The organism is Actinoalloteichus hymeniacidonis (assembly GCF_014203365.1).
In the GTDB taxonomy this organism is placed as follows: domain Bacteria; phylum Actinomycetota; class Actinomycetes; order Mycobacteriales; family Pseudonocardiaceae; genus Actinoalloteichus_A; species Actinoalloteichus_A hymeniacidonis.
The window spans coordinates 459,237-477,297 of the sequence record NZ_JACHIS010000001.1; the positions used below are offsets into that span (position 1 = coordinate 459,237).

An 18,061-nucleotide genomic window follows, 5' to 3' on the forward strand; every position below is an offset into this window, starting at 1 on the left:
AGCGTTGTCGGACATGGTCTCCGACGAGGTGAACATCGTCTGGTTCCGGCGTGATCTCCGTTGCGGCGATCACCCCGCCATCGAGGAAGCCGCCAAGAGCGCCCGACGGACGCTGGCCCTGTTCGTCCTCGACGACCGACTGCTCAAGCCGGCGGGCACACCCCGCCGTACCTTCCTGGCCCGCTGTCTGCGGGCCTTGGCCGATCAACTCCACGGCCACCTGCTCATCGTCTCGGGCGACCCAACCGAGGTGGTGCCCGAGGTGGCCGAGAAGATCGGCGCCAAGACCGTGCACATCACCGCCGATGGGGCTCCCTACGGCCGCCGCCGCGACGAGGCCGTTCGACGGCGACTCGACGAGCAGGGCGTCGACCTGGTCGAGACCGGCACGCCCTACGTGATCCCGCCCGGCCGGGTCCGTAAGCCGGACGGCACCGAGTACCGCGTCTTCACCGCGTTCTACCGCGCCTGGACCGAGCTCGACAAGCCCGGACCGGCCCCGAGCGAGCGGGATGCACCGAAGTGGGTCGAACCCGCCAAACTGCGGATCGATGCGACGAAGACCGTCGATCTCGCCGAACTCGATACCGAGCTGGACACCGAGGACGACGGCCCGCAGTTGCCCGAGGCGGGTGAACGCGCCGCCCTGGGCCGCTGGAAGGAGTTCCGGGCGGGTCCCCTGGCCGACTACGCCTCGGACCGCGACCGGCCCGCGCTCGACGGCACCAGCAGGCTCTCGGCCTACCTGCATTGGGGCTGCGTGCATCCGCGCACGCTGCTCGCGGATCTGCACAGGAAGCGGGGTGATGGCGCGGCGGCGTTCCGCCGCGAACTGGCCTGGCGGGAGTTCCTCGCCGATGTGCTGTGGCATCGACCCGAGTCCGCGCGGCGCAATCTCGACCGCAGGTTCGACGACATCGAGTACGACCTCGGTGCGGACGCCTGGAAACGCTTCGATCGTTGGCGCGCCGGGACCACCGGCTTTCCCTTCGTCGACGCCGGGATGCGACAGCTCGCCGCCGAGGCCTGGCTGCACAATCGAGCGCGGCTGGTGGTGGCCAGCTTCCTGATCAAGGATCTGCACCTGCCATGGTGGTGGGGCGCCCGGCACTTCATGCAGTCGCTGGTCGACGGCGACCTCGCCTCCAACCAGCACAATTGGCAGTGGGTCGCGGGTAGCGGCACCGACGCGGCCCCGTACTTCCGGGTGTTCAACCCGGTCACCCAGGGGCGACGCTTCGATCCCGACGGGCAGTACGTGCGTCGTCACGTCGCCGAGCTGCGGTCGGTATCCGGCCGCGCGGTGCACGAACCGTGGAAGCTGGATTCGATGCCCGCCGGTTATCCGGAGCCGATGGTCGACCACGGCGAGGAACGGCAGGAGGCGCTCCGCCGCTTCGGCCGGATCACCGGGCGTTGAGCGCCGAGGCCCCGTAGCGCCGCAGTACGCCGAGCGCCGCAGTACGCCGAGATGGCCGCGCCCCGAGTCGGGACGCGGCCATCGGATCGATCGACGCGGTGATCAGCCCTTGCCGAACGCGTCCTTGAGCTTCACCCGGCTACCGGTGCGCAGGATGGCGTTCGCGTAGATGCGCGAACCCAGCCACAGCAGGGCCGCCGCCGCCGCGAGGCTCAGCACGATGGCCGTGCCCAGCTGCCAGATCGGCACCCCGGAGGCCGCCGCCCGGACCGGCATCATGAACGGCGAGAAGAACGGCACCATGGACAGCCATTCGGCGGTCTCGTTCTCCGGGTCACCGACCAGCAGGGTGAAGGTCAGCACGAACGGGATCAGCACCAGCATCATCATCGGCGAGATCACCGACTGCACATCCTCCTGCCGGGAGACCAGCGCACCGGAGGCCGCAGCCAGGGTGGCCAGCAGGAAGAACCCGAGCAGGTACCAGAGCAGTCCGGAGAGCGCGGCGCTGAAGGCCGCCGTCGGCACGGTCAGCAGCCCGGCGGCGACGGCGCCGCCCACCCCGATCACCGCGATGGTGAGCAGTTGGACCAATCCGACCAGTCCGATGCCCAGGACCTTGCCGAGCATCAACTGGTAGGGCCGGATCGTGGAGAGCAGCAGCTCGACGACGCGGCTGGACTTCTCCTCGACGACACCGGTCGCCACGTAGGAGCCGTACATCATCATCGACATGTACAGCAGGAAGCAGGTGGCGATGCCGATGAACAGCTGCTCGGCCTCGAGCGGGTCGGACTCCTCGAGATTGTCGATCTGCAGGGTCGCGGCGGCCGCGACGTCCTGCTGAACCTGTGCCGGGTCCAGTCCGCCTTCGGTGAGCGCGGTGTTGAGCGCCGCCTGCTGGGCGATCCCGGACAACAGGACCTCGACGGTGCCATCGAGGCTGGTCTGCACCGTGACCTCAGGCGCGGCGGGCGTCCCGCCGACCAGCACATCGAGTTCGCCGTCGCGGATCTGCTGCTCGGCGGCCGCCGGGTCCGATGCCTCGCGGATGTCCAGTTCCTCGCCGAGCGCCTCGGCCGAGGCCGACAACTCCGCCGAGACGGTGGTCATGTCGCCGGTCAGGGCCACGGAGGTGTTGCCCTCCCGGCCGCCGATGAAGGTCATCATGCCGATGTAGAGGGCGATGGCGGCGAGGATGCCCAGCGTGCCCCAGACGAACGACTTCGACTTGAGCCTGGTGTCGATCTCCCGCTTGGCGACCAGCAGGATCGCCTTGGTGGGGCTCATCGCCCGCTTTCTTGGCGCGCCGGGGGTGCTCACTGCGCCACCTCCTGACTGACGACGTTGCGGAAGAGCTCGGTGAGGGCAGGTCGGTGCGGGGAGAACTCGTGCACCGGTCCGGTGGCCATCGCGGCGGCGAGCAGCTGCTGGTCGTCGGCTCCGGTGTCGAGTTCGAGGACGTAGACGCTGCCGTTGTGCTCGACCACCCGGGCGCCGGGCACGGCGTCGGACCAACCCGGTCGGGCGGCCGGGGCGTCGACCTGAATCCGCAGGTTGGCCTCGCCACGCAGTTCGTCGACGGTGCCGCAGGCGACCATCTCGCCTGCCCGGATGATTCCGACGCGGTCGCAGAACCGCTCGACCAGTTCGAGCTGGTGGCTGGAGAAGATCACCGGGGCTCCCGCCGCGGCCTTCTCCCGAAGCACCGAGCTCATCACGTCGACGGCCATCGGGTCGAGCCCGGAGAACGGCTCGTCCAGGATCAACACCTCGGGATCGTGCACCAGCGCCGCCGCGAGCTGCACGCGCTGCTGATTACCCAGGCTGAGCTTCTGGACCTCGTCCTTGCGCCTGCCTTCGAGGCCCAGCCGCTCGGTCCACTCGTTGGCCGCCTTCTTGGCCGCCGAGGCGGGCATGCCGCGCAGCTCGCCGAGGTAGACCAGCTGTTCCAAGACCTTCATCTTGGGATAGAGCCCACGTTCGGAGGGCATGTATCCGATGCTGCGACGGGTGTCGAAGTCCACCGGCTTGCCCTGCCAGCGCACCTCACCGGAATCGGTTGCCAGCACCCCCATCGCGATGCGCATGGTCGTGGTCTTGCCCGCGCCGTTGCTGCCCACGAAGCCGAAGAGCTCGCCTGCTCGTACGTCGAAGGTCATGTTGTTCAGCGCGACGATGTCGCCGTAGCGCTTGTTCAGCCGGTCGATCTCTAATGTCGACCCGGTTGCTGCGGTCACTGTTGTCCTCCCCCATTCCTTTCGTTTTCTGGCTCATCGCCGCTGTCGGGCTCGGCGGCGGGTTGTCCCTCGGTCGAGGGGATGTCTGTGGTGGGTTCCGCTGCGATGTCCGCTGCGGGTGACCGGTCGGGCGTGGTGGTCGCTTGAGCGTGGCCGCTCGCCACCGAGCTCGCATGATCGGTTTCGGCGTCCCGGTCCGCTTCGACGTCGTCGAGCAGGTCCTCCGGATCGTCGTCGGGCAGCGTCCACGCGAGGAAGCCGACGGGAACGGTGCCGCAGATCAGCGTTGCCGAGGCGATGATCAAGGACAGTTGCACGGCGCCGACCGGCTCGAATCCGCGAGCGCCGAGAGCGCCCGTCAGTGCGCCGTTGAGCATCATCGCGGCAAGGAAGCCATAGCGGGTCGCTCGGTCGCGTAACGCGGTCTCGCGCTCATCGAGCACCAGGGTGCTGGACTCGGAGATGCCGCTGGTGATCAGCCGGAGCACGATCCATTGCCAGACCCAGACCAGTGTGATGGCGAGCCAGATCAGGTAAGCGGCCGATGGCGCGGGGCCGACGGCGATGGCCATGGCGGTGCTCACCAGCACGGTGATGGCGCAGGTGACGACCAGTGGCCTCCGGTGCCGCCGATCGCGCCAGTGGGGCAGGGCCCGATGCAGTCGGTTCATGCGGCGCTGATGGGTCTCGACGGCGGCCTCGCGGTAGCGCTGCCGGAGGTTCTGCACCCGGTTCACGCCGACCCCTTCCTGCCGTAGAGCTCCTCGGACAGCGGGGTGAACGGCGTCCGGCTGAACACGGCCTCCACCGGGAGGCTGAAGATCTCGCAGATCCGCAGGGCCAGATCGAGGCTCGGATAGTGATCTCCGCGCTCCAACGCCCCGATCGTCTGTGGATTCACCTCGACCGCCTTCGCTAACGCCACCCTCGATAAGCCCCGCTCCGCGCGCAGGAGCTGGATCCGGTTGTAGATCGGCAGATCCTTGCCTCTGCGGACTGGACTCACGCAACAGAATGTTGCAAAAACCCAACAAGATGTCAAAGAGATTCGCGTTTGGCGGGGTGGTGACTGGGAGATAGATCGACCGGCGGAGACCCGGCTGAGAGGCGGCCTGCGCGGGCCCGAGCGGCTGCTTCCGGGCAACCCGGCGCCGGGCTCGGGTCCGCCGTGCGGCCGGCGGGAAGACGATCTACGAAATCGGCGTCGTCACAGCTCGGGACGTGTGCTCGGCACCTGGCGGTTGTGCACGCGGCGACCCGGAGCCACCACAGGTCGCCCCGAACACCACCGCAGCCGACGCGGCTGTCCGGTTTCCCGGTCGGAGATCGACATCGGGTGCTTGGCCGAGGTCGCCCAGCGCGGTCGGATGTGTTGGTTGCCACAGACCCGGGGACGGCCTCGACGCAGCCTCGACGCCGCCGGGGCGAGCCCGGCGGCGATTCGGCGAACCGTTAAATGGTGACGATCATCTTGCCGAGGTTCTCCCCGCGCATCATGCCGATCAACGCGGCGGGCGCCTTCTCCAGGCCCTCCACGATCGTCTCGCGGTACCGGAGGCTCCCGTCGCGGATCCAGCCGCCCACCTCGCGGCGGAAGTCGTCCCTGAGGTGTGCGTGGTCCACGACCAAGAAGCCCCGCATGGTCAACCGCCGGACGACGAAACGCATCAGGTTGCGCGGCCCGGGCGGCGCCGTCGCCTCGTTGTATCCGGAGATCCCGCCGCACATCGCGATCCGGCCGTTCAGCCGCAGCGCACCGATCGCGGCTTCCAGATGCTCGCCGCCCACATTGTCGAAGTACACGTCGATGCCGTCGGGAGCCACCGTGGCGAGCTGCTCGGCCACCGGCCCATCGTGATAGTCGAACGCGGCGTCGAAGCCCAGTTCCTCGGTCAGATAACGCACCTTCGCCGCCGAACCCGCACTGCCGACCACCCGCGAGGCACCCTTGAGCCGCGCTACCTGGCCTGCGATCGAGCCGACGGCACCCGCAGCGCCGGAGACGAAGACCACATCGCCCTCGGTCATGGCCGCCACCTCGACGAGACCCGCATAGGCGGTCATCCCCGGCATGCCCAACACCCCGAGATAGGCGCTCGCCGAAGCGATATCGGGATCGATGCGGCTGACACGGTCCGCGTCGAGAACCGCGTAGTCCCGCCAGCCGAGGTTATGGAGCACCATGTCACCGGTCCGAACGGACTCGACGTCCGACAGCACCACCTCGCCGACCGCCCCACCCTGCAACGGCGCACCGAGTTCGAACGGCGGCGCATAGGACTCGACGTCGTTCATCCGGCCCCGCATCGCGGGGTCCACGCTCATCACCGTGTTGCGAACCAACACCTGGCCGGGGCCGGGCACCGGGATCGGCACCTCGACGAGGTCGAAATCCTGCTCCGTCGGCCACCCCGTGGGGCGGGCGGCCAACCGGATCTCCCTGGCATTCGACGCGGCCACGATGACCAGCTCCTCAAATCGGCTACGAAGATCGGCGAGGCAGCGGCCGTCGAACCCGACCCGGTGGTCGCATGCGGCGGGGGTTACCTCCGGACAAGCCTCTCGTGCTCAGCCTCGACTCGCATGATCCGCGGTCTTCTCCCGAGCGGCGGCGCGGGTCGGCGCCGCCCACAACGCGGTCACCCGCCGATAGTCGAAGCCCAATCGTCGGTAGACCCGGATCGCCGCGGTGTTCTGCTGATCCACCATCAGCGCTGCCCGGCCGTAGCGTGCCAACAGCGAGTCGCGCAGGAAACCACACACGGCGGTGGAGGCGCCCCGCCCGCGATAGTGCGGTGTGGTCGCCACCCCGCCGAGGAAACCGACGCTCGGTCCGCTCCACGGGTCACCGCCCACCGAGACGAGCTGGCCCTTCGTGTTGTGCCAGCCAGCCCATCGGCTCTTCTCCGGTCCGGACGGCAGCGCGAACGCATCGGGATTGCTGAAACGGATCAGCTCATCGGCCTCGGCCAACTCGTCGTCGCGTAACCAGCGCGCCCGGTGGGTCTCCACGGGGGTGCCCTTGCGGCTCAGCTCCATCCAGCCGAAGTCGGCGCGCGCCGCATCGGCGAAGCCTGCGAGCAGCGGTGCATCGGCGAGATCGGTGCGCAGCAGCGGTCGATAGTCCGGGCCGTGCCGTTCCCAGGTGTGAACGAGTAACTCCGCCACCTCGCGTTCGGGCCCGTCCACCACGATCCGATCATCGCGATTGAGCCGAGGAGCCACCACCGCCACCGCATCGCCGAGTCGATACGCGCGGCCCCTGCCGTAGGGATGGCTCGGCAGCAACGCCTGCGAAGCCCACTGGACCAGCAGGCTGTCGGTCGAAGCGGCCACCTCGTCAGGGCCGAACAGTTCGTGCACTCGCCGGATCATCCGTTGTGTGGGCTTTCCGCTCTAGGGGTTGGGTGCAAGGCCACATCCTCCCGTCTCACGGTCGGCTACGCGATCGTGTCGGTAGCTCGAAGAGGCGGCGACGACGCAGCGCTTCCTCCAGCCGGTCGAAGGCCCGGTCGATGTCGAGCTCACAGGCACCGAGGTCGTAGCGCTGGGAGACGGCCGCGGGTCTGGGCAACGGTGTCATGGGCAGCCACCGCTCATCCCACAGCGCTTCGACTGCGGCCTCCCAACGCAGCCGGACGATCAGCCGGGTGACGCGCTCCCGTTCTGCGGAGTCCAGGACGTCCTCCCTGGCCGTAGCGCAGGTGTCACGCAACCGGGTGGCCAACTCGCGATCGTGGGCGCGCATCGCGGAGAGCGCCCCGGTGGCGGTGCCGCACAGCTCCTTGTATCGCTCGGCGGCAGAGCCGAACTCAGTCATCGTCACTCCGCGGGGTCGGGCCGGTCGACCGGCTGTGCTGGAACGTCTGCGTCACACGGGATGACGACCTGTGGCTTGGCATGGTGGAACCGGTCGAAGAACAGGCCACGTCGCGGTCGGGGAGACCAGGTGATCACCTGATTCGCCGCCAGACTGCCGAGTTCCTGGCCGTGCACGTCGAAGGCCACCCAGGCACCGATGTCATCCAACCCGCCCATCGCCAGTGCGGCCTTGAGTCTGCCGGTGCTGCGCCACCAGCCGATCACGTGGGTATGCAGTTCCGGCCCATGCTTGAGCACCAACCGGAGGCTGTCCAGACCCGTGCGGCCGAGCCCGGGGTCTCGACTCTCCAACCGAGGATGCGCCGAATCCATTCCGAACAACAGCAGGTAATGCGGCCCGGGTTCACTATTTTCGGAGTTCTCCACACTTTCGAGTCGATCTTTCAGTGATTGGGCCGTCTTGTCGATCAGCTTGCGGACCTGGTGGCCGTCCTTGAACTCCACCGTGTGCTTGGCCCTCCTGAGTTCCGCCGCCAAATCCGCAGCGGTGTCCTCCGGATCGTCGATCAGGGAGACGATGGTGAACTCGACCGCACCCGGCTCGTACTGCCTGGCCAGCGATAGAGCCGCCGAGGCCAGCACCGAGGTGGCATCCCGCAGTACCGAGCCGAGCACCGCGATATTGCGGCCGGGACTGGCTGCCAACGGCACCACGGCACCGCTGCCCGCCATATCGATGACCTGACCGAGCAGCGCGCGCGGAACATGCCGGGCCGCGTGCGCCGCATCGGGCGGTGCCAGCCGGAGGTAGTCCGGCAGCGTCCGCAGCATCGGGGTGTTACTGCCGTCGAACAACCGTGGTTCGGTCAGATTCGACGGCCTGCGCTCCCACAGATCGATCTGCAGGCGGTCCGAGGTGCCGCGCGCCGTCGCATCGGGGATGCGGGCCACCTCGTTGCCATGCGGGACGCCGGAGTCGTGGTTGATCACCGCGTGTCTGCGGGGGATCTCCATCGCCGTCTGGTTGACCTCGGTGAGTACCCGCCGCGCCTTCGGCAGCGCGATACGCACCGTGAACTGCTCGAAGATCGCGGGCTTGCCCCAGAAGGCCTCGATGCCGGAGATGTCCTGACTGGACAGCACCAGATGGATGCCCTGGGAACGACCGCGTCGTGCCACGTCCTCCAGCAGCGCGGCCGCCAGGTTCGTCACCTCGTCGCGGTCGGCGAAGAGGTACTGGAACTCGTCGATCACCGCGACGATCCGGGGCCAACGCCCGTGGGGATCCTCGATGCGCAGCTCTTCGAGCTTGGTCACCTCGTGCTGTTTGGCCCGCTCCGCCCGCCGCCGCATCTCCTCGGAGAGATAGCGCAGCAGGGCTACGCCGAATTCGCGGTCCTGATTGACGTTCACCCCGACCAGTCGGGCGTGCGGCAGCCAACTGGGGTCCCGCCTACCGGGGGCGAACTGCGCGAAGGACACGCCCTCCTTGAAGTCCAGGACGTAGAACTCCAACTCGTTCGGCGAATACCGGGCAGCCAGGCCGCCCAGCAGCGCGTACAGGAGGTTCGTCTTGCCGGAACCACTCGGGCCGCCGATCAGGGCATGCGGCGAGCCATCACCCAACGAGACATAGATCGGATCGCCGTCGGCATAGCCGATCGGTGTCTGCAGCCCGGCCGCCGAGTGGTACGTCCACGGTTCGTTCGGCAGCAGGTCGTCGAAGCTGCATACCCGACTGCGGCGGGCCAACAGCTCGTCGGCGATCGCGTTGCATGCCCTGGGCACCTTCTCCCTGGGCAGCCCCGGATCGAGGTACACGGTGGCCTGCGGGCCGGTCATGCTGCAACGTGCCGTCTGATCATCGTCGAGTCGCAGCGTCTCCACCGCGCTGTTCACCGTGATCGGCAGATCCACGATGATCAATTGGACGCCGCAGGACAGGCCGTTGCGGGCGATGCGTTGCAGTTTCTGCTGGTCTTCCTCTTTCAGCGCCGAGCGGTTGCCGAAGAGCACCGCCACCCGCCACGGCTCGCCGCGTCGTCCGGTATCCGACTGCAGCGCTCCGATCGAGCGTCTGCCGTCCACCAGGACGCTGGTGTGGATCCGCCGGATGTGCTCGGCGAACTCATCCAGCAGATCGTGTAGCCGGGCCGGGTCGTGCACCGTGAGCAGCCCCGCCCTGGTCAGCGGGTACAGCCCCGGTAGCGAGCCGGTGAGCGCCCCGACATCCCAGACGTGGACCTGCACCAGGCCCGGCTGGAAGTAGCTGAGCACCCGCAACAGCAGCGTCTCGACCAGGTTCTCGGCATCCACCCTCGACTCCGGCGACGAGGTGATGTGCAGGTGAGCGCCATCCAGCAGCGGCACCGCGACGGGGAAGGGCTCGGGAACCGGGGCGCTGTCCATCACCGCCGTTCCGATCCGCCACAGCTCCGGAACGCCACCGTCCTCGGAACTTCCGTCCCTTTTGCCCGGTTGCCCCAGCCATTCCGGGTAAGGTGCGGAGGCAGAGCCGGGAGACGCGGTGGCCACCAGTTCGGTCAACTCGGCGGGCATCGTGCCGGTCCAGCCTGCGAAGTGCTGGTCCCGGTCCTGCGCGGCTCGTTGCACGACCGGCTGAAGCGCAGGATTGCGCAGCGCGACCGCCAACTCGGGGTCGTTCATGGCGCGGTCGACCCCCGCGTCGCGCAGCCACAGCTCGAAGACTCGTTCGGCGTGGGTCTGGTGCGCGGTGGTGTGCTGTCGGACCGCGACGCCGAGAGCCCGCGCCACGGTCGAACGGAAGTCCTCGAAGGCTTCCGTGATGCGACGTCGTCGCTCGTCTCGCCTGTTCACCAGAACACCTCGTGACGCCTCTCTCTGGTCGGCTCGGCGACCACCGGCCTGTCGAGATCAACGTTACTTGCGATCGTCACAGTCGACTGAGGACCGTATCCACCGCCAGTTCCGAACCGCTCAGCGATTCCAATGTCCGATCGAGATCCGCGGTGACCAGACCGGCCTGCGGTGGCGTGATCCGCTCGTGGTGATCCGATTCCACCCCGGCGATGATCGCCAACGCCTCGTCGACGAGCCTGCGTGCGGTGTTCGCACAGACGCGTGCCCGGTTGATCTCATCCTTGACCTGTTCCAATGCAGCGCGAACATCTTCGACGCCCGACATCCCCACGCCACCTCCCACCGTTCGCGGGCACCTGTGCGCCCTGTGATGTCCGGTCCGGTCGAGCCTGCGGCGCCGGTTGTCGGCGCCCGCTCGCTGCTGTTGTCGTCGTTGGGTGCACCGCCGCCGAAGACCGGGCGAACGCCGAGAGCAGTGGTGCCGGTGTCATCGGGTCAGAGTCGGGAGACGTATTCGTCGGCGAAGCCCGCCCAGCCGTTCAGATTCCCGTTGGCCAGGTTGAGGTTCTCACCGGCCTGCGCCAGCATCCCGAGGCCCTGTGGCACTGCGGACTGGGCGCTGCCCTGCGTCGCAGCGGCGAAAATGGAGTGTGCGTCCTGCGCCGCGATGACCGCGGTCGCCACGGCGGCGAGCGCCTCGTTGACCCGCTCGTTGGCCAGCGCAACGCTCGCCCGAACCTCTTCGATGCCTGCCATGCCCCCTGCCTCCACATCCTGCCGAAGTCGCGGCAGGCGATCACCGGCCGCGTGTGTGTTCGAGGTTAGTGGGTGATCACCTCGGCCATGCAAACAACATCGCGCCCGACGATCATGGACGATGCGCCCGCTTCGGTGGCATTGAACGGGACATGCCATGTCAGGTACGGCTGACGAGGATCCAGTCCCACCGGGTGGGCTCGTCAAGAATTCATCGGCGAGATTCGCCACCATCGAAGTCCGAGGCGGTGGGTGCGCCGGGCGGCGACAGCCTCCTGTCGCCGCGAAGCGGTGCTGGATGCCCCGACGCCCGCCTGGCGACGGCGGGATTGCTCGTCAGTGCGGTTGTAGGTCGGCCAGGAACGCCCGGCTGTCGTTGGCCGAGAGCGCGGTCGTGGTCAGTCGATGGAAGGCCTCGTGGAAACGCCGCATCGGTTCCGTGTCCTCCACCGTGACACTGCCCGCGACGTTGTCGAACAGCACCGTGCCCGGATCCGGTGCGGGCAGCCGAAGCCAGGCGAACGGACTGCCCATCGCGGTATGCGGGCCTGCGGAGAACGGCAACACCTGGAGGGTGATGTTCGGATGCCCGGCGAACTCCCGCAACGCCGCCAGCTGCGAGATCCACTGTGGACCGGTGACGATGCGCGGCCGCAGCACCGCCTCGTCCAGGATCGCCCACAGCCGTAGCTCACCCGTCAACAGGCGTTGCTGACGAGCCAGCCGAAGCGCCACCCGGCGACCGGTGATCGCGGCCGGGGGCGCCGGATTCCACGACTCGACCAGTGCACGGATGTAGGACTCGGTCTGCAACAGGCCCGGAATCAGGTCGATCTCGAAGTTGCGTACCTCCACGGCCTCGGATTCCAGTTCCAGGTAGTCCCGGAACCCGTCGGACACGACATCGGAGTACGGCGTCCACCACCCCGGGTCGTCGAGTCGACCCGCCAGGTCGACCAACCAGACGCGTTGTTCGGCGGGTACCCCGTAGAGCATGCAGAGCGCATGGACCTCCGAGGTGCTCAATGCGTCCCGCGCGGTCTCTTTCCGCTGCGTCGTGGTGAGCGACCATCCCATCTCTGCCATGACCTGTTCGATTTCGATGCCGGCATCAGTCCGCATCCGGTGAAGCTGGGTACACAATCTCCGGTGCCGGATCGTCGGTCGCCCTTCCATGGCGCGCACGATAGTCCGCCGTTGATCAGTCCCAGCCGACCATGATCAATAACGAGATTCTGGGCACTTCTCGGCAGCGTCGAGCGCTACTGCGACCACCAGGACCAGCGCTGTTCGTCGCGGGGAAGCGACGCACGGTGCTCGACCGATAGGAGTTCGGCAGCGGACGGGCCGGTGGGTCGAATCGCCTCGGGCGACAGCGTGTTCGACGTCGAGGCGGCGAGGTCGCCGGTGATGGCGTGCGATTCGGAGTCCTCGATGTAGCGCGCGGACAGGTGCAGGCCCACGACCCCGTTTCGACCCGGTGCGCTGGTCGACCAGTTCGTGCTCGCGATTCCGGCCGTCTCATCGACCGGCGACCAACCCGGGGCGCCGAGGATGGCCGCAGCCTCCCGGGCCGCCTCGGCGAGCGTGCCGGGTCGGTGCCCGAGATCCATCGTGACGCCGAAGGTGCGCTGATCGACCTGGTCCGTGCGCAGAATCGCGGCCTGCTGGACCAGCCGACTCGCGACCGCCCTGGCCTGCCAGTGCGCGCCTGCGGCGCGATCCGTGCGCACCTCCACCCGCAGCTGCAACCGGGGCAGCCCCGTCATGTCGTCATCGGCCTCGTCGGCGACCACACCCGATTCCCCTGCGCCAGGCCCGGATTCGGCCGAGGCGGGGCCGGCTACCGGCGTGGTGTCCAGGGGGAGGGCGCTGTCGTCCGACCAGGCCTCGATCAGCAGCCGTTCCCCACTGGGGATCACGGTGCCGAGTAGTTCGGGATCGTCGATGACCGACCAGGCCGTGGGTGGTTCGCAGGCCACCCGGCTGTTGGCGAACTTCGGGCCGAGCCTGCGTAGGAAGCGACGGACCGCACGTCCCAGCGTGGCTGCCTCGTCCTCGCTCGCGGTGACCTCGGCCGACCGGCGGATCGTGACCGACCAACAGCCCGGTTCCTCGGCCGAGCAATCGCCCGCCTCGACGATTCGCCCGCCTGCCAGGGAAAGCAGGCCTTGGCAGGCGGCGCGGGCTCGCCGCTCATTCTCGGCACCGACGACCACGGTGACGAGTAGTTCGAATCGGTCCTCCACCATTGGACCAGGATTCTCCCTCAACACGGCAGGCCACCGAAACCGCACTCCAGCGACGGCAAAACGTCACCCGATCTCACTCTTTTGGACGAGTGACGATCATGGACGGTAACCGGCGGTCGACCGCCGCCGAGCGCCCGTCAGTCGTCGATCAGCACACTCACCGAGAGGCCGTCCCCGAGCGGCAACACGGTGGATTGCAGCCGGGGATCCGCCGCGATGCGGTCGGCGAACACCCGAACCGCGTCGGCCCGGGGATCCGACACCGTCGGGTCGGCCACCGCGCCTCGCCGGAACAGGTTGTCGGCGATCAGCAGTCCGCCCGGCCGCAGCAGCGGCAGACAACGGTCCAGATAGGTCGGATACTCGGTCTTGTCGGCATCGATGAACACGGCGTCATACGGGCCGGACAGCGTCCTCAGCGTGTCGAGAGCCGCGCCGACGTGCACGGTGACCTGCTCACCGAGGCCCGCCCTGTCGAACCAGCCTCGGGCCGCCTCGGCGTGCTCGGCGGACAACTCCAGGGTGTCCAGCCTGCCGTCCGACGGCAGTGCTCGGCCGATCCACACCCCGCTGTAGCCGAAAAGGGTGCCGATCTCCAGCACCCGTCGGGCCCCGGCCGCGCGCAACAGCGTGGCCAGGGCCGCTCCCGCCTCGGCCTTGATCTGGATCTGAGGTGCCCGCGCCACGATGTCGGCACGCAGCGCGGTCAACAGTTCGTCCTCCGCCCAGAACCGGTCGGCCCAGAACTGCTGGGCATCGGTGTGCCCGGCATTCGCTTCGCTCATCGACGGTCCCTTCTCGATCCCGGCACGTCCGGCCTCGTCCCTCGACCCTACGGCCGATCTGAGGCCGAAAGACGAGGAGCGGCGGCCTACATCGGGGATCGAGACGGATGCGCGGAGAGCTCGGCGGCAGCCGGGCCCCGACACGATCGGATCAGCGTGCGACGTAGGCGCTGCCGTCGATCTTGCCGCCCTGGCAAACCGGTCCGAGTCCCCAGTCCACGGTCAGCGGGTCGGTCTCGTCCGGCGGGATGACCCGGATGCTCGTCGCCTCGGTCCCGCAATCGCCCTCCGGATCGTCCTCGTCACCGGGCACCACACCCCAGTGCAGCAGCTTGGTCGCGGCCGCACCGGGTTCGAGTTCGACCAGCGTCGGCGCGGGGTCGGCCACCCGCTCCAATCGGGTCGGCAGCGCCGTCCCCTCGTCGTCGACGAGTTCGAGACCGCCGTAGCCGTAGATCGCACACGGCTCGGAACCCTCGTTGGCCAACACCAGGTTCGCGTAGCGATTACCCGCCGCCGAATCCAGTTGCTCGATCGAGCCGGTGAGGCCGCCGGAATGACAGCGATCCGGCTCATCCGGCGTCTTGGAGGCGTCTGGTCGTTCCACGTCGCCGCCGGTGCCACCGGCCGAGGACTCGGTCGCGCTCGGCTCGGTCTCGTCCGGGGTCTCGGACTCGCCCGCCCCACCCGCACCGGGCTCGGTGGTCGGCGCCGCCGGAACCGGCTCGCCGCGCCCCTGATCCTGTGATTCCTGGCCGCATCCCGCGACCGTGAGCAATGCCGCTCCCGCCAGCGCGGACAACCACAGCTTTGTGCCCGTGAAAGCCATTTGGGCCACCTCCTCCAACACCGCGAAACGCGGTGGTGATCGGTCGAAGTACGTCGATCGGCGCCTATTGAGAAGACGAACCGGACTCGGCCGGGGTTGCCCCGGCCGCCGACGCCGTCGACCGATCATTGCTGGCCGAGGGGATTCGCGCAGTGTGAGAGACGAGCTCCTGGGGCGGGTCGCAGCGGTCTTGCTGCGGCCGCAGGGAACGGAGATGTCGAACAGGCGGGCCACCTCGGCGGCCTGCCCACCCGGCGTGCGATCGAGGCGGTGTCAGTCCGCCAGCTCGGGCGGGAAACCACCGGTGGCGATGGGACCCCAGCGCTGCGGGATGATCCGCACCAGGGACTTGCCCTGGGCGACCATGGCCTGTCGGTACTCCGCCCAGTCCGGGTGTTCCCCTGCGACCGCACGGAAGTAGTCGACCAGCGGTTCCACCGAGTCCGGAATATCCAATACCTCGGCTTCGCCGTCGACCTGCACCCACGCGTCGTCGAAGTTCTGCGACAACGCGACGAGACTCACGGCGGGGTTGCGTCGAAGGTTCGCCACCTTCGCCCGCTGCGGGTAGGTCGAGACGACGATGCGGCCGGACTCGTCGACGCCGTAGGTGACCGGCGACGCCTGCGGACGTCCGTCCGCCCGACTCGTGATGATCAACCCCTGCTTCCTGGAGCGCAGGAAGGTAAGGAGTTCCGGCAGCTCAACGGTGGTGTTGGTGGCGATTCGACGTGGCATGGTCGCCAGCCTAGCCACCGCGCGGCCCTCATCGTGCTCGCTCAGGTCTGTGGCAGCACCCAGCCCGCGAGGAGCAGATCCTCGATGTCCACCGGATCGGACGGTGGCGCGAAGAAGTTCCCGTATCCCAGTTCGCAGCCCATCGCCAACAACCGACGGGCCTGCGCCGCATCGTCGATGTCGCTGGCCACAACAGAGGGACCCAGCGTTCGGAACAGGGTGATCATATTTCGGAGCGCAACCTGGTCCACCGCATCGGCCTCCGCGCTCGGCAGCTGCGCGGGCAGGCCCGAGACCAGCACCGACTCCACCGGCAACAAGCGCAGCCGGGACAGCATTCGACCGATCGACGAGAGTTCGCCGACGGCGATCCGGACGCCGAGCTGCGCCAGAATCGACCAGGTGTCCAAGGGATCCCCGTTCGGAGTGAACGCGGCATTGGCGGGCACCTCCAGCCGGAGGTACTCCGCAGGCAGCCCGGTCTCCTCGAGAACGGCCCGCACATCGCGCACCAGATCCTGATCGCGCACCTGTCGTTCCACCAGCGAGACGCTGACCGCAGGCGTGCAACCCGAGGTGTTCCGCCACCGTTGGGCCTGCGCGCACGCACTGCTGAGCAACCAGCGACCGTAGGTCACGACCTGGCCCGCGTCGGTGGCCAGCTCGATGAAGTCCTCCTGCGAGAGCAGCCCGAGTTCGGCGTGATCCCAACGGGCGACCGCCCGTACCCCGGTGAGCTTGCGATCGGCCAGCCGTACCACCGGCTGGAAGTCGAGGTAGAACTCATTACAGCGCAGCGCAACGGGCATCGTGGCCGCCAGTTGCGAGCGCCGATGCCCGGCCGCATCGCGTTCTGGGTCGTACAGCGCCCACTGGGCCTTGCCCTCCTCCTTGGCCGCCCGCAGCGTCAGATCGCCCGCCCGGATCAGTTCCAAGGGGTCGACCTCGGCGACGACCTTCTCCACGACTCCCGCGCTCGCCGACACCGAGACCTCGTGCACGCCGATCTGCATCGGCTCGCCGAGATCGGCCAGGAAACCCTCCACCCTGGCCACCACGTCCGCGGCGCCATGGGTGTCCGGGATCAACACCACGAACTCGTCGGCACTGATCCTGGCGACCAGCTCGTCCTCCGTGGTCAACGCCGAGGACAGCCGCCTGCCGACCAGCCGGAGCACCTCGTCGCCGACGTCGTATCCGAGCCCGTCGTTGATCAACCGGAAACCGTCCAGGCCCAGATAGCACAGTGCGAGGCGACCGCCAGGGCGAAGCGTGGCCAGCATGCTCTCCAGCTTCGAGACCAACACCGACCGATTCGCCAGGCCGGTCAGCGGATCGATCATGAGTCGCCTGCGGATCATCTCCTGGTTCAGGTAGGACTGGGTGCAGTCCTCGATGACCAACACCAGGTGACCGGGTTCGTCGTCCTCGTCGCGGATGAGCGAACCGGTGACCCGGGTCCAGACCGGTTCCTCGCCGCCGACCAGGAAACGCGGTGCGGAGCGGAACTGCTCGCAGAGTCCCTCCCCGAGCGAGGCCAGATGCTCGCTCTCGGCGGGCAGGTCCTCCGGATGGATCAAGGTGTGGAGATCACGGCCGATCAACTCATCGGCGGGCGTGTCGAAAAGCTGCTCCAGCGCGGAGTTCGCCGACTGCACCCGACCCTGGACGTCCAGCATGGCGAAGCCTGCGGCACAACCCTCGACGGTGGTTCGAAACCTCGCCTCGCTGGCCCGCAGCAGCGCATCGGAACGTTGCCGTTCCTGCATCATCGAGATCTTCAGATCCTCCTGCTCCCGCAGGACGTGATCCTGTAGGGCGGCGGCATAACCGGCGGCCAACGCAGCGGTCAACGCGGTCAGGCGGTGGGAGAAGTCGCGTTCGCCCAGATGCGCGGGCGGGGTCAACCTGGGCCGCAGACGGGTGCCCAACACCAGGAGGGTGTTCTCCAGGGTGGTCGCATCGGTGAAATGCGCATCGATCAGCGCCGCCCCGATCCGCCTGCCCTCCTCCGGCGTGAACGGCTCGCTGTGTAGCGCCGCCTCCAGGCGGTAGGCGAATCGAAGAAGCAGGTCCTCGGTGTCCTGCCGGGTCATCGCCACATAGCTGGTGAGGAACACCGCCCTCGCCCAGTCATGCGCGAATTCCGCCAGGGCGGTGTTGCCGCGATTGATCGACCGGGTCTCGTGGACAAGAGAGGTACGCAGCTCGTCGGTCACCGACGGGACTCCGTTCACAGTGGTGCCGACCGTTGATCGCGCGACGCCCGAGCGGCGTTCGGTGGCGCAGGCTTCTTCCGGTGCGCCGTTGCTGTCGCCGCCTTGGGGCGCTCGCTCGAGTCCATGAGGTAACCAATTCAGCTGCTGGGTCACTGTATG

At 68.1% G+C, this 18,061-nt stretch carries 17 protein-coding genes; 1 reads left to right on the forward strand and 16 read right to left on the reverse strand.

Annotated elements, in window-relative coordinates:
• Positions 1 to 13: 13 nt before the first annotated feature.
• Positions 14 to 1,420 carry a cryptochrome/photolyase family protein gene (locus BKA25_RS02135; RefSeq protein ID WP_069852570.1) on the forward strand — a complete coding sequence of 469 codons (1,407 nt, stop codon included), beginning with the start codon at positions 14 to 16 and terminating at the stop codon, positions 1,418 to 1,420.
• Positions 1,421 to 1,522: 102 nt separating this feature from the next.
• On the opposite strand, the gene BKA25_RS02140 is transcribed toward BKA25_RS02135, so the two are convergent.
• From BKA25_RS02140 to BKA25_RS02215, 16 genes are all read right to left on the reverse strand, one after another.
• Complete coding sequence (locus BKA25_RS02140; protein WP_157421298.1) at positions 1,523 to 2,743, reverse strand: ABC transporter permease; 1,221 nt, start codon at positions 2,741 to 2,743, stop codon at positions 1,523 to 1,525.
• Positions 2,740 to 3,582 (reverse strand): ABC transporter ATP-binding protein, encoded by an 843-nt coding sequence (locus BKA25_RS02145; protein ID WP_084643846.1) that lies wholly within the window; start codon positions 3,580 to 3,582, stop codon positions 2,740 to 2,742. Before BKA25_RS02145 ends, BKA25_RS02140 begins: the two co-directional genes overlap by 4 nt.
• Positions 3,583 to 3,656: 74 nt before the next feature.
• Positions 3,657 to 4,397: a hypothetical protein gene (locus BKA25_RS02150; RefSeq protein ID WP_069852564.1), complete on the reverse strand. Its 741-nt coding sequence runs from the start codon at positions 4,395 to 4,397 to the stop codon at positions 3,657 to 3,659.
• The gene (locus BKA25_RS02155; protein WP_069852562.1) at positions 4,394 to 4,666 is read right to left on the reverse strand and encodes a helix-turn-helix transcriptional regulator; all 273 of its coding nucleotides are present in this window, start codon (positions 4,664 to 4,666) and stop codon (positions 4,394 to 4,396) included. Before BKA25_RS02155 ends, BKA25_RS02150 begins: the two co-directional genes overlap by 4 nt.
• Before the next feature lie 446 nt (positions 4,667 to 5,112).
• Positions 5,113 to 6,123: an NADP-dependent oxidoreductase gene (locus BKA25_RS02160; RefSeq protein WP_216637914.1), complete on the reverse strand. Its 1,011-nt coding sequence runs from the start codon at positions 6,121 to 6,123 to the stop codon at positions 5,113 to 5,115.
• Positions 6,124 to 6,228: 105 nt separating this feature from the next.
• Positions 6,229 to 7,023: a GNAT family N-acetyltransferase gene (locus BKA25_RS02165; protein ID WP_069852558.1), complete on the reverse strand. Its 795-nt coding sequence runs from the start codon at positions 7,021 to 7,023 to the stop codon at positions 6,229 to 6,231.
• 67 nt (positions 7,024 to 7,090) lie between these two features.
• Positions 7,091 to 7,480: a hypothetical protein gene (locus BKA25_RS02170; protein WP_069852556.1), complete on the reverse strand. Its 390-nt coding sequence runs from the start codon at positions 7,478 to 7,480 to the stop codon at positions 7,091 to 7,093.
• Positions 7,481 to 7,482: 2 nt separating this feature from the next.
• Complete coding sequence (locus tag BKA25_RS28245) at positions 7,483 to 10,320, reverse strand: FtsK/SpoIIIE domain-containing protein (RefSeq protein WP_069852554.1); 2,838 nt, start codon at positions 10,318 to 10,320, stop codon at positions 7,483 to 7,485.
• Between the two features lie 76 nt (positions 10,321 to 10,396).
• Complete coding sequence (locus tag BKA25_RS02180) at positions 10,397 to 10,648, reverse strand: hypothetical protein (RefSeq protein WP_157421297.1); 252 nt, start codon at positions 10,646 to 10,648, stop codon at positions 10,397 to 10,399.
• A 170-nt stretch (positions 10,649 to 10,818) separates the two neighbouring features.
• Positions 10,819 to 11,079 (reverse strand): hypothetical protein, encoded by a 261-nt coding sequence (locus tag BKA25_RS02185; RefSeq protein ID WP_069852551.1) that lies wholly within the window; start codon positions 11,077 to 11,079, stop codon positions 10,819 to 10,821.
• Positions 11,080 to 11,415: 336 nt separating this feature from the next.
• On the reverse strand, positions 11,416 to 12,255 hold the full coding sequence (locus tag BKA25_RS02190; protein WP_084643435.1) for a helix-turn-helix domain-containing protein: 840 nt from the start codon (positions 12,253 to 12,255) through the stop codon (positions 11,416 to 11,418).
• 86 nt (positions 12,256 to 12,341) lie between these two features.
• Positions 12,342 to 13,331, reverse strand: coding sequence for a hypothetical protein (locus BKA25_RS02195; RefSeq protein WP_069852547.1), 990 nt, complete (start codon positions 13,329 to 13,331; stop codon positions 12,342 to 12,344).
• 137 nt (positions 13,332 to 13,468) lie between these two features.
• Entirely contained in the window at positions 13,469 to 14,116 is a 648-nt protein-coding gene (locus BKA25_RS02200; RefSeq protein ID WP_069852544.1) for an O-methyltransferase, read from the reverse strand.
• A gap of 151 nt (positions 14,117 to 14,267) precedes the next feature.
• A complete protein-coding gene (locus tag BKA25_RS02205) occupies positions 14,268 to 14,945 on the reverse strand; it encodes a DUF4232 domain-containing protein (RefSeq protein WP_069854120.1) in 678 nt (225 codons plus the stop codon).
• Between the two features lie 273 nt (positions 14,946 to 15,218).
• Positions 15,219 to 15,683, reverse strand: coding sequence for a PPOX class F420-dependent oxidoreductase (locus BKA25_RS02210; protein ID WP_069852543.1), 465 nt, complete (start codon positions 15,681 to 15,683; stop codon positions 15,219 to 15,221).
• A gap of 41 nt (positions 15,684 to 15,724) precedes the next feature.
• Complete coding sequence (locus BKA25_RS02215; RefSeq protein ID WP_084643433.1) at positions 15,725 to 17,902, reverse strand: putative bifunctional diguanylate cyclase/phosphodiesterase; 2,178 nt, start codon at positions 17,900 to 17,902, stop codon at positions 15,725 to 15,727.
• Positions 17,903 to 18,061: the final 159 nt, after the last annotated feature.

What these genes read in the sequence shown, in the direction of transcription:
- BKA25_RS02185 (WP_069852551.1), bottom strand. Translation starts at nt 11,079, where the DNA reads ATGGCAGGCATCGAAGAGGTTCGGGCGAGCGTTGCGCTGGCCAACGAG.
- BKA25_RS02195 (WP_069852547.1), bottom strand. Translation starts at nt 13,331, where the DNA reads ATGGTGGAGGACCGATTCGAACTACTCGTCACCGTGGTCGTCGGTGCC.
- BKA25_RS02170 (WP_069852556.1), bottom strand. Translation starts at nt 7,480, where the DNA reads ATGACTGAGTTCGGCTCTGCCGCCGAGCGATACAAGGAGCTGTGCGGC.
- BKA25_RS02180 (WP_157421297.1), bottom strand. Translation starts at nt 10,648, where the DNA reads ATGTCGGGCGTCGAAGATGTTCGCGCTGCATTGGAACAGGTCAAGGAT.
- BKA25_RS02205 (WP_069854120.1), bottom strand. Translation starts at nt 14,945, where the DNA reads ATGGCTTTCACGGGCACAAAGCTGTGGTTGTCCGCGCTGGCGGGAGCG.
- BKA25_RS02135 (WP_069852570.1), top strand. Translation starts at nt 14, where the DNA reads ATGGTCTCCGACGAGGTGAACATCGTCTGGTTCCGGCGTGATCTCCGT.
- BKA25_RS02190 (WP_084643435.1), bottom strand. Translation starts at nt 12,255, where the DNA reads ATGGAAGGGCGACCGACGATCCGGCACCGGAGATTGTGTACCCAGCTT.
- BKA25_RS02200 (WP_069852544.1), bottom strand. Translation starts at nt 14,116, where the DNA reads ATGAGCGAAGCGAATGCCGGGCACACCGATGCCCAGCAGTTCTGGGCC.
- BKA25_RS02210 (WP_069852543.1), bottom strand. Translation starts at nt 15,683, where the DNA reads ATGCCACGTCGAATCGCCACCAACACCACCGTTGAGCTGCCGGAACTC.
- BKA25_RS02145 (WP_084643846.1), bottom strand. Translation starts at nt 3,582, where the DNA reads ATGACCTTCGACGTACGAGCAGGCGAGCTCTTCGGCTTCGTGGGCAGC.